We start from the raw sequence: 12,378 nt of genomic DNA, 5'->3' as shown, positions 1-12,378 counted from the left end.
CTTTTCATTTCAGGCCAGCTTCCGTGGCAGCTCGCTGCCCTTGGTGAAGGCGTCGATCGCCTCGACCATCTGGCCGTAATGGATACGCAAGCCGTCCTCGGTGGCGTAGCCGAGATGCGGCGTCAGCACGAGATTGTCGAGCTTGCGGAAGGGGTGGTCGACCGGCAGCGGCTCGACCGAGAAGACGTCGATGCCGGCGCCCGCGATCTTCCGCTGCTGCAAGGCTTCCAGCAGCGCCTGCTCGTCCACGATCGGCCCGCGCGCGGTGTTGACGAGGAACGCCGTCGTCTTCATCCGCGCGAGGTCCTCACGGCCGACCAGACCGCGCGAGCGATCGCTCAGAACCACATGGATGGTGACGATGTCGGCCTTGGCGAACAGCTCCTCCTTGGTGGCATAACCGACGCCGGCCGCCGCGCATTTCTCCGGCGTGAGGTTCGGGCTCCAGGCGATCACGTTCATGCCGAAGGCCTTGGCGATGGCGGCCATCTTGCTGCCGAGCTTGCCGAGCCCGACGATGCCGAGCGTCAGTCCCTCGATCTCGACGCCGGCAAAGGTCTGCCAGGGCTCGCCCGCATGCATCCGCGCGTTCTCGCGGCCGATGCCGCGGGTCAGCTCCAGGATCAGGCCCATGGTAAGCGGGGCGGTCGGATCGCGCGAATATTGCGTGCCGCCGATCGTGACGCCACGCGCCTTGGCGGCCTCCATGTCGATCGAGGCATTGCGCATGCCGGACGTCAAAAGCAGCTTCAGTTTCGGCAAGCTGTCGAACAGGCTCTTGGGGAATGCCGTGCGCTCGCGCATCGCGCAGACGATCTCGAAGTCGGCGAGCGCGCTCGCCGCGGCCTGCTCCGAGGCGAAGGGATGGCTGAACACGGTGACGTCGACGCGGTCGGACAGTCTTTGCCAGTCGGCGACGTCGAGGGCGAGGTTGAAATAGTCGTCGAGAATTGCACAGCGCAGCCGCGTCATCAGCGTTCATCCATGGCGAGAGGTGATGGCGCGAGGCGAGGGCGCCATCGTCGGAACCGGGCCATGGTTGCGCGCAATCGGGGCCGCGCGCAAGCAGCTAACGTGTTCAAAAATCCGCTAGAAGAGCAAGGCTCAGAGGTCGCGGGGCCTGAGGCGGAGCGGCGCATCCATGCCGTGCTTGGCGCGCCAGGCGGGGCCGGGACCACGCATGTAGTGCAGCTCGGGACGGTAAGGATTGAAAGCGGTGGTGAGGAAGCGCTTCCAGAAGCCCTTGACCTCGGACACGAGTCCGGACGCGTTCCCGGCCTCGACCGGAACGGCGATGGAATGAGTCTCGATCAGAGCCATGGTCGGCCTCGCTGTTCTCCCCGCCGCTTCTGCCGCGGGTGGCGTCTTTTTGGCGCCATGACGAGCTTTGGCCTGCTTTATTAAAAAAAGGTTTCAATTGTCCGGATCGATGGCCGGATGGTGACCATCCCGTATTGATCCGTGGTGAACGGAGGGAAAACATTGCCCTTTGGGGGCGGGATCGTTACATCGGCGGCAAGCAAATTTCCTCAAATCGAAGGTTTCACGGGACCGATGGCGCGCCAGTTCATCTATTTCATGCAGGGCCTGAGCAAGAGCTACCCGACCCGGAAGGTGCTCGATAACATTCATCTGTCGTTCTACCCGGACGCCAAGATCGGCGTGCTCGGCGTCAACGGCTCGGGCAAGTCGACGCTGCTCAAGATCATGGCCGGCCTCGACAAGGAGTATAACGGCGAGGCCTGGGTCGCCCAGGGCGCCCGCGTCGGCTATCTCGAGCAGGAACCGCATCTCGATCCCGCGCTCTCGGTGCGCGAGAACGTCATGCTGGGTGTCGCCAAGCAGAAGGCCATCCTCGATCGCTACAACGAGCTGGCGATGAACTACTCCGAGGAAACCGCCGACGAGATGACCAAGCTGCAGGACGAGATCGAGGCCCAGGGCCTCTGGGATCTCGACAGCAAGGTCGACCAGGCGATGGACGCGCTGCGCTGCCCGCCCGACGATGCCGATGTGACCAAGCTCTCCGGCGGTGAACGCCGTCGCGTCGCGCTGTGCCGCCTGCTGCTCGACCAGCCCGAACTGCTGCTGCTGGACGAACCGACCAACCATCTCGACGCCGAGTCGGTGTCGTGGCTCGAAGGCCATTTGCGCAACTATCCCGGCGCGATCCTGATCGTCACCCACGATCGCTACTTCCTCGACAACGTCACGAGCTGGATTCTCGAGCTCGACCGCGGCAAGGGGATTCCCTACGAGGGCAATTACTCGTCCTGGCTGGTGCAGAAGCAGAAGCGGCTGGAGCAGGAAGGCCGTGAAGACGCCGCGCATCAGAAGACGATCGCGCGCGAGCAGGAATGGGTCGCGTCCTCGCCGAAGGCACGTCAGGCCAAATCCAAGGCGCGCTATCAGCGCTACGAGGAGCTGCTCAAGCAGGCGAGCGAGAAGCAGACCCAGACCGCGCAGATCATCATCCCCGTCGCCGAGCGGCTCGGTGCCAACGTGGTCGATTTCGAAGCGCTCAGCAAAGGCTATGGCGATCGTCTCCTCATCGACGATCTCACCTTCAAGCTGCCGCCCGGCGGCATCGTCGGCGTGATCGGCGCCAACGGCGCCGGCAAGACCACCTTGTTCAAGATGATCACCAAGCAGGAAACGCCGGACAAGGGCACGATCACGGTCGGCGAGACGGTGCATCTCGGCTATGTCGACCAGTCGCGCGATGCGCTCGACGGCAACAAGAACGTTTGGGAGGAGATCTCCGGCGGCAACGAGCTGATCCTGCTCGGCAAGAAGGAAGTCAACTCGCGCGGCTATTGCTCGTCGTTCAACTTCAAGGGCGCCGACCAGCAGAAGAAGGTCGGTGCGCTCTCGGGCGGTGAGCGCAATCGCGTGCATCTCGCCAAGATGTTGAAGTCCGGCGCCAACGTGCTGCTGCTCGACGAACCGACCAACGATCTCGACGTCGACACGCTGCGTGCGCTCGAAGAGGCGCTGGAGGATTTTGCCGGCTGCGCCGTCATCATCAGCCATGATCGCTGGTTCCTCGACCGTATCGCGACCCACATCCTGGCCTTCGAGGGCGACAGCCACGTCGAATGGTTCGAAGGCAACTTCCAGGATTACGAGAAGGACAAGATGCGCCGGCTCGGCCAGGACAGCATCATTCCGCACCGCGTGAAGTACAAGAAGCTGACGCGGTGATTCCGGCATGATGCGGCGGGCGCTCATAGCTGCGGTGATTGTGGTCACCTCCGGCTGGTCGTCCGCCCGCGCCGCCGATGCCGCCTTCACGCAGTTCGTCGCCTCGCTCTGGCCGGAGGCGCAGGCGGCCGGCGTGTCGCGTGCGACGTTCGATGAGCAGACGCGCGGGCTCGAGCCTGATTACAAGCTGCCCGATCTGATCCTGCCCGGACGGCCCGCGACCGGCGCACCGTCGCAGGCCGAGTTCGTGCAGGTGCCTGCCGACTATGTCAGGGAGGCCTCGATCGCGCGGCTCGCGGGCGAGGGGCAGCGGTTGCTGCAAAAATACAATCCCGCGCTGACGAAAATCGAGAAGACCTCCGGCGTGCCCGCCACCGTGATGCTCGCGATCTGGGGCCGCGAGACCGATTACGGCCGCTACACGCTGCCTTACGATCTCGTGCGGGTGCTGGCGACGCAGGCCTATGTCGGTCGCCGCAAGGACACCTATCGGGGCGAGTTCATCCTCTCGCTGAAGATCCTCGGCGAGGGCGTGGTGACGCGCAAGGACATGCGCTCGTCCTGGGCGGGCGCGACCGGGCTGACGCAGTTCCTGCCGTCGGAATATTACAAGCACGGCGTCGATTTCGACGGCGACGGCCGCATCGACATCTGGCATTCGGTGCCGGATGCGCTGGCGTCCGCCGCGCAGCAGCTCGTCAACAAGGGCTGGCAGAGCGGCGTGCGCTGGGCTTACGAGGTGCAGGCGCCGGCGAAGGTCGATTGCACCACCGGCGTGCCCGAGGTGACGAAGCCGATTGGCCAGTGGCTGCGCGACGGCTTTGTGCCGGTGCGCGGCGCGAGGCTTAGTGCCGCCGAGCAGGCGCAGCCGGCCTCGCTGCTGCAGCCGGAAGGCATCTACGGCCCGTCATTCCTGACCACGAAGAACTACTTCGTCATCAAGGAATACAATTTCTCCGATCTCTACGTGCTGTTCGTCGGCCATCTCAGCGACCGCATGACGAGCCCGCTGCCGTTCGCGACACAATGGGCGGCATCCAAGCAGTTGCGCACCAAGGACGTCGAGACCATGCAGCGCGGGCTCACGCGTGTCGGGCTCTACAAGGACAAGATCGACGGCAAGGCCGGCATGCAGACGCGCGCTGCGCTCGGCGCCTATCAGAAGTCGGCTGGCCTGAAGGTCGATTGCTGGCCGAGCGAAGACGTGCTGCGCTCGATCCAGTCGGCGCGCTAAATGCGCGCAGATCTTCGCCAAAAGAAAAAGCCCGGCCGATGGTCTCGGCCGGGCTTCGATCGCGGCGCGGATGCGCCATGCGATCAGATCTTGCGATCAGATCAGTAGCAAACGCGAACCGGGCGGACGACCCAGCCGTAACCGTCCCAGTAGCGCTGGCGCTGCCAGTAGCAGGGCGGGGGCGGCGGGCCGGGCTCGGCGACGTAAACCGGACCACCATAGGCCGGGCGGCTCGACGCGATGGCGCCGCCGACGATGGCGCCGCCGATCAGGCCCGCTGCGATGCCGGCGCCAATGTTGTCGCCAGCTTTCGCGGGCGGCGTGACCGTCACCAGCGAAGCAGCAACCGTCGCTACCGTAAGGGCGGCAACTAAAGTCTTCTTCATGCTCTAGGCTCTCCTGGGAGATGGGCTCCTCTTGTTAGAGGCGCCCGGGTTTCAAAGGTTCACGCAACACGCTGATGGAAGTGACCGTGCAGCTAGGAAGCGCGCAATTGGTCAATCCACGGTAAACGCGCACGGAGCTGTGACGAGAAAAAGCGGTCTTTTTCGGGCCCCAAGATGAACGGCGCATCCGTAGTGAACCGGCATTGTCGTCTCAGCCACAGACTCGGACGCGACGGACGCGCCAGGCATAGCCGTCCCAGAAGCGCTGCTTCTGCCAGACACAGCCATCGCCATAATAGTCGTCAGCGACATAGCCGGGACCCGGCGCGTAGTAGCGGGGCGGGTAATAGCCGGGGCCATAGGAGTAGCCGGGGCCCGGTCCGTAATAATACGGAGACGCCAGCGCGCCGCCGACAATGGCGCCTCCGATGATCCCCGCGGCCACGCCGGCGGCGACACCACGCTGGGCATGGGCCGGTGTCCCGGCCGTGAGGGCCAGGATGGCGACGGCGGCGACCGTCAGGAGCGACTTCTTCATTGGCTTGACCTTTCGCTGATACACGCGGGAACTGTTTGGGGGGTAAGGTTCCATACTTCGTTTGAATGATCAATGAACGGCACCTTTGCCGGGGGCGACCAATTAACATGGATCGCAGGTCCGCGAGGGAGACGACGATGGGTAACGCGATGATGAATACCTTGATCGCCGCCGGGGTCATTTTCGCGATCGGCTATGGCTGGTTCACCCATCTCCAGAACCGGGGCCAGCGGCGCTCGCGCGCTGCGGCCGGCGGTGATGGAGGAAGTGGCGGCGACGGCTATTCGGGGGCCAGCGACGGCTTCTCGCTGGGGAGCTGGTTTTCCAGCGACAGCTCAGGCAGCTCGACCGGCAGTGGCAGCTGTTCCAGCGGCGATAGCGGCAGCAGTGGCGGGGATTGCGGAGGTGGCGGCGATGGTGGTGGAGGCGGCGGCGGTGACTAGGTCCGCCAAAATCTTGATTCAGCGCAACACCCTATTTTAGAGCCGTTCTAGGCTGTTTTCCGGCCAGTTTGGAATAGCTTCAAATACCGGTTTTTCCCTTTGCATCCGGACGGCCCCTTAAATATCGATGATGACGCATCACCGAAGGGCCTGCCGCTTCCATGATCGTTTGTTCCTGTAACGTGCTGAGCGATGACGACATCCGCGCCGCCGTCGCTGACTCCGACGACGCCGTACGTCATGCCAAGCAGGTCTATGGATGCCTCGGCTGTAGCGCCGAATGCGGCCGCTGCGCCCGCACCATCAAGACCATCATCGACGAAGCGCTTGGTCCCTGTGCCAAGTCCTGCTGCTCCGGCTGTCCGCACAGTCATACCGTGGCCGCCAATGACGAGACGGCCGAGCCCGCCCAGTTCGCCCTCGCGGCCTGCTGAAAACTTCCGCAACCCCGGCTGAGCTTTTCCCCGGCTGCGTCCCCGTAGCCGGTTGCCCTCGTCCTTAAACTCATTTAGAAGCGTTCTAAATTCGGTTTAGGGCCGAGTTGGACTGCAAAAGCTGGAGTGAACCATGCAGGGCGACGCAAAAGTCATCGACTATCTCAACAAGGCGCTGCGTCACGAGCTGACTGCGATCAACCAGTACTGGCTGCACTACCGCTTCCTCGACAATTGGGGCCTCCTCGACATGGCCAAGGTCTGGCGCAAGGAGTCCATCGAGGAGATGGAGCACGCCGACAAGCTCACCGCGCGTATCCTGTTCTTCGACGGTTTCCCGAACATGCAGGTGCTCGATCCCCTGCGCATCGGCCAGAACGTCAAGGAGATCATCGAATGCGACCTCGCCGCCGAGATGAGCGCGCGGGCGCTCTATCAGGAAGCGGCGACCTACTGCCATGGCGCCAAGGACTACGTCACGCGTGACCTGTTCGAGAAGCTGATGAGCGACGAGGAGCACCACATCGACTTCCTCGAAACCCAACTCGACCTGATCGGCCGCATCGGCCTCGAACTCTACACGCAGAAGCACGTCGGCGGGCTCGAGGGCGAGGGGCACTGAGCTCCGGCGTTAGCCGCATACTCCCGTGTCGTCCCCGCGAACGCGGGGACCCATAGCCCCAGGGAGGAATGTGGCGCGCGATGCCAACTCCGAGCCTTCGCCAAACGGCGTCCTGTGGTTATCGCGACGAGCGCGAGCGCTCGAGCGGAGGTCCCGGATCAGCGCTCCGCTTCGCTGCGCTTGTCCGGGGCGACGCCGTGATTGGCGCACCGCCTACAACTGCGTCTTGTAACGCTCTTCCACGACTTCCTGGCTCTCCGGTTCGCCCAGGCCTGTCTGGTCGTGAATGACCTGGCCGATGCTCGGCATCACCGAGCGTTGCACCTTCTCAGGCGACCACAGCTTCGAGCGCATCAGCGCCTTGCCGCAGTGGAAATAGACTTCGCTGACCGCGACGTTCAGCACCGCGCGCGGCGGCTTGCCGAATTCCACCATCGATGCGAGCAGGTCCGGATCGGCCGATAGCGAGCCGCGTCCGCCGACGCGCAGCGTCTCGTCGATGCCCGGCACGAAGAACAACAGATGCACGAAGCCCGAGCCTTCGACGACGTTGCGAAAACTGTCGATCCGGTTGTTGCCCGAACGGTCGGGCATCAGCAGCTGGTTGGGACCGGCGACATGGACGAAGCCCACCCCGCCGCCGCGCGGCGAAGCATCGACGCTGCCGTCGACGCCTGACGTTGCAAGCACGCAGAACGGCGACATCTCGATGAACTTCTTCGCATGCGCGTCGATCGCGGGACGCGCCTTTGCGATCACGCGCGGGCTCGGCTTGGCATAGATGGCGGCGAGGTCTTCGGCGCAAAGATCGGTCACGAAGGTCTCCCTGATTGAGTGGCGTTGGCGAGATCGGACTCCATCGGCAAGATAGCACGCGCGGCATGGACCAGCCACCGGACTGCAGAACGACCGGGAGCAGGCGCGCCTGGATGGTACAGGTAGCGCTGAATTAAAATTTCCCTTATAACGGGTGTCGTATTTTTTCGCTTTTCAAGGAAGGAATTTGTCATGGCTCCCACGCAGGCAATGCGGGTCGCGGGCGAGCGGCCGCGCCATCGCAAGCATGTCCCGGGACAGCTCATCGTTCGGTTGAAGCCGGAGGCCGCCCGGCAGATCGCGGCGACCTCGCCTCAGGCGACAACGCAGCGCGCGCTGAGAGCCGCGATGCCCGATGACGTCAGAGGTCCGATCGATTTCCTGAGCGACAATCTCGGGCTTCAGTCGATGAAGCCGCTGTTCGTGGTCGGTGACGGTGATGCGCCCGCGCAGCCGCAGGCGAGGGCCCTGGCCGCAGCTCATCGTTCGATCGCACGCTCCGCAACGGCGGTACCGCGGGAGGCGCTGGCCGGATTTCAGATCGTGCAGGTGGACAGCAAGGTCGATGCAGGCGTCCTGAAGCGCCTGAGTGCCTCGAGGGCGGTGGATCTGGTCGAGCCCGTTCCCAACCGGTGGCTCAGTGCCGCCGCCGATCCCATGAAGATCCGGCAGTGGGGACTTCGCGCCATCAGATGGTTCGATAGACCGCGGCCGGGCGCGGGGCGGGTTCATGTCGCCGTGCTCGACAGCGGTGTCGATGCCGGACATCCCGATCTCGCAGAAGCGATCGAGGAATATCGTCACGACGGCAACGGCGCGCGCGATTTTCTCGGCCATGGCACACATGTCAGCGGCACGATCGCGGCCGTGATCAATAATTCGGCCGGCGTCGCGGGCCTCGCCAATTGCCGGCTGCACTGCTGGAAGGTGTTCGACGATCCCAAACGCCCGGGCGCCGACGAGAACTTCAACTTCGAGTTCTACAGCAAGGCTCTCGCGGCCGCGCTCGATTCCAACATCAAGGTCATCAACCTCAGCATCGGTGGTGATGACCGTTCGAAGGCGGAAGCGACGATCTTCGCCGAGCTGATCGATGCCGGCGTCGTCGTCTCCACCGCGATGGGCAACGAGTTTGAGAGCGGCAATCCGAAGGAGTATCCGGCGGGCTACCCGGACACGATCGGTGTCGGCGCCGTCGACGAGTCCCATCGACGTGCCTCGTTCTCCAATACGGGGAAACACATCAAGCTGGTCGCGCCGGGCGTCAACATCCTGTCGACGGTGCCCCGGGTGCAGGCAAGCTTCGCCGACCATACCAGCTACGATTCCTGGCCCGGGACGTCGATGGCGACGCCGCACGTCACGGGTGCCGCTGCGCTCGTTTACATCGACAAGCCGAAATCCAAAGCAGCGGGGCTTGCGGTCGCGAAGCGCCTGATTGCGACTGCGACGAAATTGCCGGCGATGCGGGGGAAGGATTTTACGCCGGCATATGGCGCGGGCCTCCTGGATGTTGCGGCTGCTCTGCCCCGCGCGAAAGCGAAGAAATCGCGCAGGAAGACAGCCAAGGCGAGAAAGAGCCGAAAATAGGCGCCATGACCTTGATCGGGCGCCGCGAACGGTTAGCTTCTCGGCATGTCCGTGCAGTTCAAATTCCATGATCGCGTCGATCAGCGCCGGCGGCGACAGATCATCAAGACGCTTGGGGATGCCGGCTATGCGGCCGAGAGCCTGTTTCCGGGACAGAAGCGGCAAGCTCTCGCCGCGATCTTCACCGTCGCCGAAGGGGACGCCAAATCCGTTCGCGCCGCGCTCGGCGATTTCGGCGATGACATCGAATATGTCGAGGCCTCTCCCAAGCGAGGCCTCAAGGCCTGAGTGCGTTCACGTCGCTCGAAATCGCTCTACACCGCATCCGCCGGCACGAAGCAGCTGATGATGATCGCGCCGCGGTGGTGGACGTACCACACCACGGCCTGACCGACCGGATTGCCGCGATCGCGGATGATGGCGCGATCGGGCACCTCCATCCATTGTCCCTCGATCGGCACCCAATAGGCGCCGCCCCGCACGTCGTATTCCGTGCGATGGCCGTCGGAGATGTCGCAGCACGGCACGCCGTTCGGTGCGATCACGCTCTTGAACCAGGCGCGGATGTCGGGCGGGACGTGGTCATATTGGCCGTTGTCGAACGCGAACGCGGCGCTCGTCTGCGCCGCCATTGCGGCCAGCCAAACGCACAGTGCCAGCCTGTGCATGCGAACCTCCTCACCGCGTCTCGATTCTGGTTGTTACGATTAAGCCCGAGCCGTCAGCGCATTGCATGCTCAAATAATATGCGGCGCCGGGGCGCCGCATTTGATGCGTTGCGGGATACGCAGTCCGCCGTCTTACATCGTCCGTTGCGGCGCGGCTTGCAGCAATTGCCTGACAGGCTCGGTGTAGAACTTTGCATTGCCGGTGGTGCCGTGACCGCGCGTCTCGGTGCTCGCGGGGATCAGGTACAGGCGGCCGTTCTTGACCCGCTTCATCGCAGCGTCCGTGATGCCGGTCTCGGGCGGGTTGCGCTCGTCGTCGGCGGAGTTGATCAGCAGCAGCGAGGCCTCGATCTGCTCCAGCTTCTCGCCGGCATTGTAGTCGTGCGAGGACTCCCACTGATAGACGAAGTCGTTCGCATCCGCCGTGATCGGTGTGGCCAGCCGCTCGTCGACGATCTTGTCGGCCTTGGTCGCGGTCGGCGCCTGCTGCTGATAGGCCAGGGTGCCGCCGATGCTGGCAACGCCATAGGCGGCGACAGCGTATTTCATCATGCGCGGCTGGCTGGTGTAGTTGCCGCCATTGTAGTCGGGGTCGTTGCGGATGGTGTCGAGCATGATCCGCCGCATCATCCAGTTGCGCGATGCCATCTCGGTCGGCTGCGAGGCCATCGGCACCAGCGCGTCCATCTCCCGCGGATATTTCTCGCCCCACATCCAGGTCTGCATCCCGCCCATCGAGTTGCCGATCACGAGCCGCAGATGCTTGATGCCGAGGCCTTCCTTCACGAGACGATGCTGCGCCTCGACCATGTCGTCGTAATTGTATTTCGGGAAAGTCGTCTTCATGCCGTCGGACGGTTTTGACGATTTCCCGTGGCCGATCGCGTCGGGGAGGATGATGTAGTATTTGGATGCGTCGAGCGGCTGTCCCGCGCCGAACAGCTCGCCGGCAAAGGCTGATGACAGCATGCTCGCGCCCGAGCCGCCGGTACCGTGCAGCACGAGCACCGGCTGGCCGCTGGGCTCGCCGATGGTGGTGTAGTGCAGCTTCAGCTCCGCCATGGTCTCGCCGGTGTGGAACTTGAAATCCCTGGCGACCCAGTCGCCTTGTTTCGGCGCCGGATAGTCGGCGGCGACCGCCGACGTTGCGATGGACAGCAGAACGGCTGACAGCGCCGCGCAACAAGCTCTCATGTTTCTCTCCCCATGCGGCTCATGATCGGCGGCCGCGTTACGGGAACTTAGCAGAAGTGTCCTGGAGGATGTAGGATTTCGGTTCGGTCGATCGTCCTTGAGGGAAGCATCAGGAGAGAGTGCATGTGCCGCAACATCAAGACGCTGTTCAACTTCGAGCCGCCGGCGACCGAAGACGAGATCCATGCCAGCGCGCTCCAGTTCGTGCGCAAGCTGTCGGGTTTCAACAAGCCGTCGCAGGCCAATGAGGCGGCGTTCGACCTCGCGGTGGCCGAAGTCTCGGAGGCCGCGCGAAAGCTGCTGACCTCACTGCACACCCATGCGCCGGCGCGCGACCGTGAGGTCGAGGCGGAAAAGGCCAAGGAGCGCTCGCGGTTGCGCTTCGGTTAGCCGGCCTCCTGCGTCCGTTCCGTGATCCGGCTCACGGTGAGAGCGGCCTCGGCTTGCGATGATGTCTGCCGGGATTTTGACCGCCCGGAGCACGAGCATGAGCCGCCCCCTTATTCCTCTCAAAGCAGGCGCCGTCACCTTCACGGCGCTGTGGACCGCATGGATGATGTGGTGGAGCGGCTCCTACAGCAGCGTCAACCTCGTCATCCTGACGCTGCTGGGCACGCTGGTCGGCTATCTCTGGTACCGCGCCATGCGCTGGCAGTTCGAGCGCATGGGCATGCTGCCGCCACGTGAGGATCAGGCGAAATAGGCGGCCCTGCTAGTCCTTGTGGCCGTGCTTCTTCTTTTTCTTCTTTTTCCTGTGATCGTCGCCTTCGCCGTCGTCGCTCTCGTCATCGACGATCGCCTCGTCAGCCTCATGCACCGCGGCCTCGAGCGCCGCGCGCTCGGCCGCTTCCTGCTCGCGCTGGCGGCGGCGCTCGTCCCAGGCGTCGAAGAGCTGCTCGAGCCACGGCAGCACCTGCTCGATCGACGGCAACTGGCCGGGCGGTCCGGCCTCGCCGCGCGGGCCTTGCGGGCCAGCCGGTCCTTGCGGTCCCGCAGCTCCCCGCGCACCGGCTTCACCGGGCTTACCCGACAGACCCGCCTTGCCCTGCGCTCCGGCCTTTCCGGCCGCTCCGGGCTTGCCTTGAGGCCCGGGCTTGCCACGCGCGCCGTCCGGGCCACGCTTGCCCGGATGACCCTGCGGTCCCGGCCGTCCCGGTTCGCCCTGCCGTCCGCGCGGACCCTGCGGTCCCTGCCGTTTCTGTTCGTCTGCCACGCCATGCTCCCTTGACCGGAAGCAAGCTACTTAGCG

17 protein-coding genes are annotated in these 12,378 nt (G+C 64.2%); 9 read left to right on the top strand and 8 right to left on the bottom strand.

Annotated features, from left to right (window positions below; all coding sequences use genetic code 11):
- Positions 1-9 precede the first annotated feature (9 nt).
- A complete protein-coding gene (locus NLM15_RS35535; protein ID WP_254122569.1) occupies positions 10-972 on the bottom strand; it encodes a D-2-hydroxyacid dehydrogenase family protein in 963 nt (320 codons plus the stop codon).
- A 132-nt stretch (positions 973-1,104) separates the two neighbouring features.
- The gene (locus NLM15_RS35530; protein ID WP_254122568.1) at positions 1,105-1,320 is read right to left on the bottom strand and encodes a hypothetical protein; all 216 of its coding nucleotides are present in this window, start codon (positions 1,318-1,320) and stop codon (positions 1,105-1,107) included.
- A 234-nt stretch (positions 1,321-1,554) separates the two neighbouring features.
- Between NLM15_RS35530 and ettA the strand changes: the two genes are divergently transcribed.
- Both ettA and NLM15_RS35520 read left to right on the top strand, forming a co-directional pair.
- Positions 1,555-3,204 (top strand): energy-dependent translational throttle protein EttA, encoded by a 1,650-nt coding sequence (gene ettA, locus NLM15_RS35525; RefSeq protein ID WP_254122567.1) that lies wholly within the window; start codon positions 1,555-1,557, stop codon positions 3,202-3,204.
- Positions 3,205-3,211: 7 nt separating this feature from the next.
- Entirely contained in the window at positions 3,212-4,438 is a 1,227-nt protein-coding gene (locus NLM15_RS35520) for a lytic murein transglycosylase (protein ID WP_254122566.1), read from the top strand.
- 101 nt (positions 4,439-4,539) lie between these two features.
- Here NLM15_RS35520 and NLM15_RS35515 read toward each other — a convergent pair whose 3' ends face one another.
- Together NLM15_RS35515 and NLM15_RS35510 are read right to left on the bottom strand one after the other, a co-directional pair.
- On the bottom strand, positions 4,540-4,824 hold the full coding sequence (locus tag NLM15_RS35515) for a hypothetical protein (RefSeq protein WP_247323010.1): 285 nt from the start codon (positions 4,822-4,824) through the stop codon (positions 4,540-4,542).
- Between the two features lie 211 nt (positions 4,825-5,035).
- Positions 5,036-5,362: a hypothetical protein gene (locus NLM15_RS35510; RefSeq protein ID WP_254122565.1), complete on the bottom strand. Its 327-nt coding sequence runs from the start codon at positions 5,360-5,362 to the stop codon at positions 5,036-5,038.
- 137 nt (positions 5,363-5,499) lie between these two features.
- Here NLM15_RS35510 and NLM15_RS35505 point away from each other — a divergent pair, with 137 nt between their 5' ends.
- The 3 genes from NLM15_RS35505 to bfr all read left to right on the top strand — a co-directional run bounded on the left by NLM15_RS35505 (position 5,500) and on the right by bfr (position 6,861).
- A complete protein-coding gene (locus tag NLM15_RS35505; protein WP_254122564.1) occupies positions 5,500-5,805 on the top strand; it encodes a hypothetical protein in 306 nt (101 codons plus the stop codon).
- 161 nt (positions 5,806-5,966) lie between these two features.
- A complete protein-coding gene (locus NLM15_RS35500; protein WP_254122563.1) occupies positions 5,967-6,239 on the top strand; it encodes a bacterioferritin-associated ferredoxin in 273 nt (90 codons plus the stop codon).
- Positions 6,240-6,372: 133 nt separating this feature from the next.
- Complete coding sequence (gene bfr, locus NLM15_RS35495) at positions 6,373-6,861, top strand: bacterioferritin (protein WP_008556076.1); 489 nt, start codon at positions 6,373-6,375, stop codon at positions 6,859-6,861.
- Positions 6,862-7,074: 213 nt separating this feature from the next.
- Here the strand turns inward: bfr and NLM15_RS35490 are convergent, their stop codons facing one another.
- Entirely contained in the window at positions 7,075-7,677 is a 603-nt protein-coding gene (locus tag NLM15_RS35490) for a pyridoxamine 5'-phosphate oxidase family protein (RefSeq protein WP_254122562.1), read from the bottom strand.
- 192 nt (positions 7,678-7,869) lie between these two features.
- Here NLM15_RS35490 and NLM15_RS35485 point away from each other — a divergent pair, with 192 nt between their 5' ends.
- Both NLM15_RS35485 and NLM15_RS35480 read left to right on the top strand, forming a co-directional pair.
- On the top strand, positions 7,870-9,267 hold the full coding sequence (locus tag NLM15_RS35485) for a S8 family serine peptidase (RefSeq protein ID WP_254122561.1): 1,398 nt from the start codon (positions 7,870-7,872) through the stop codon (positions 9,265-9,267).
- A 45-nt stretch (positions 9,268-9,312) separates the two neighbouring features.
- A complete protein-coding gene (locus tag NLM15_RS35480; RefSeq protein ID WP_254122560.1) occupies positions 9,313-9,555 on the top strand; it encodes a hypothetical protein in 243 nt (80 codons plus the stop codon).
- A 26-nt stretch (positions 9,556-9,581) separates the two neighbouring features.
- Here NLM15_RS35480 and NLM15_RS35475 read toward each other — a convergent pair whose 3' ends face one another.
- Positions 9,582-9,935, bottom strand: coding sequence for a hypothetical protein (locus NLM15_RS35475; protein WP_254122559.1), 354 nt, complete (start codon positions 9,933-9,935; stop codon positions 9,582-9,584).
- Between the two features lie 132 nt (positions 9,936-10,067).
- Positions 10,068-11,129, bottom strand: coding sequence for an alpha/beta fold hydrolase (locus tag NLM15_RS35470; protein WP_254122558.1), 1,062 nt, complete (start codon positions 11,127-11,129; stop codon positions 10,068-10,070).
- A 123-nt stretch (positions 11,130-11,252) separates the two neighbouring features.
- On the opposite strand from NLM15_RS35470, the gene NLM15_RS35465 reads away from it, so the two are divergent.
- Together NLM15_RS35465 and NLM15_RS35460 are read left to right on the top strand one after the other, a co-directional pair.
- The gene (locus tag NLM15_RS35465; protein WP_254122557.1) at positions 11,253-11,519 is read left to right on the top strand and encodes a DUF2277 domain-containing protein; all 267 of its coding nucleotides are present in this window, start codon (positions 11,253-11,255) and stop codon (positions 11,517-11,519) included.
- 97 nt (positions 11,520-11,616) lie between these two features.
- Positions 11,617-11,832: a hypothetical protein gene (locus NLM15_RS35460; protein WP_254122556.1), complete on the top strand. Its 216-nt coding sequence runs from the start codon at positions 11,617-11,619 to the stop codon at positions 11,830-11,832.
- Between the two features lie 9 nt (positions 11,833-11,841).
- On the opposite strand, the gene NLM15_RS35455 is transcribed toward NLM15_RS35460, so the two are convergent.
- Positions 11,842-12,342: a collagen-like protein gene (locus NLM15_RS35455; RefSeq protein ID WP_254122555.1), complete on the bottom strand. Its 501-nt coding sequence runs from the start codon at positions 12,340-12,342 to the stop codon at positions 11,842-11,844.
- Positions 12,343-12,378 lie beyond the last annotated feature (36 nt).

The organism is Bradyrhizobium sp. CCGB20, from assembly GCF_024199855.1.
GTDB lineage: Bacteria > Pseudomonadota > Alphaproteobacteria > Rhizobiales > Xanthobacteraceae > Bradyrhizobium.
Note: the sequence above shows the minus strand (reverse complement) of the source record. Positions and strands in the feature narration are given on the sequence as shown.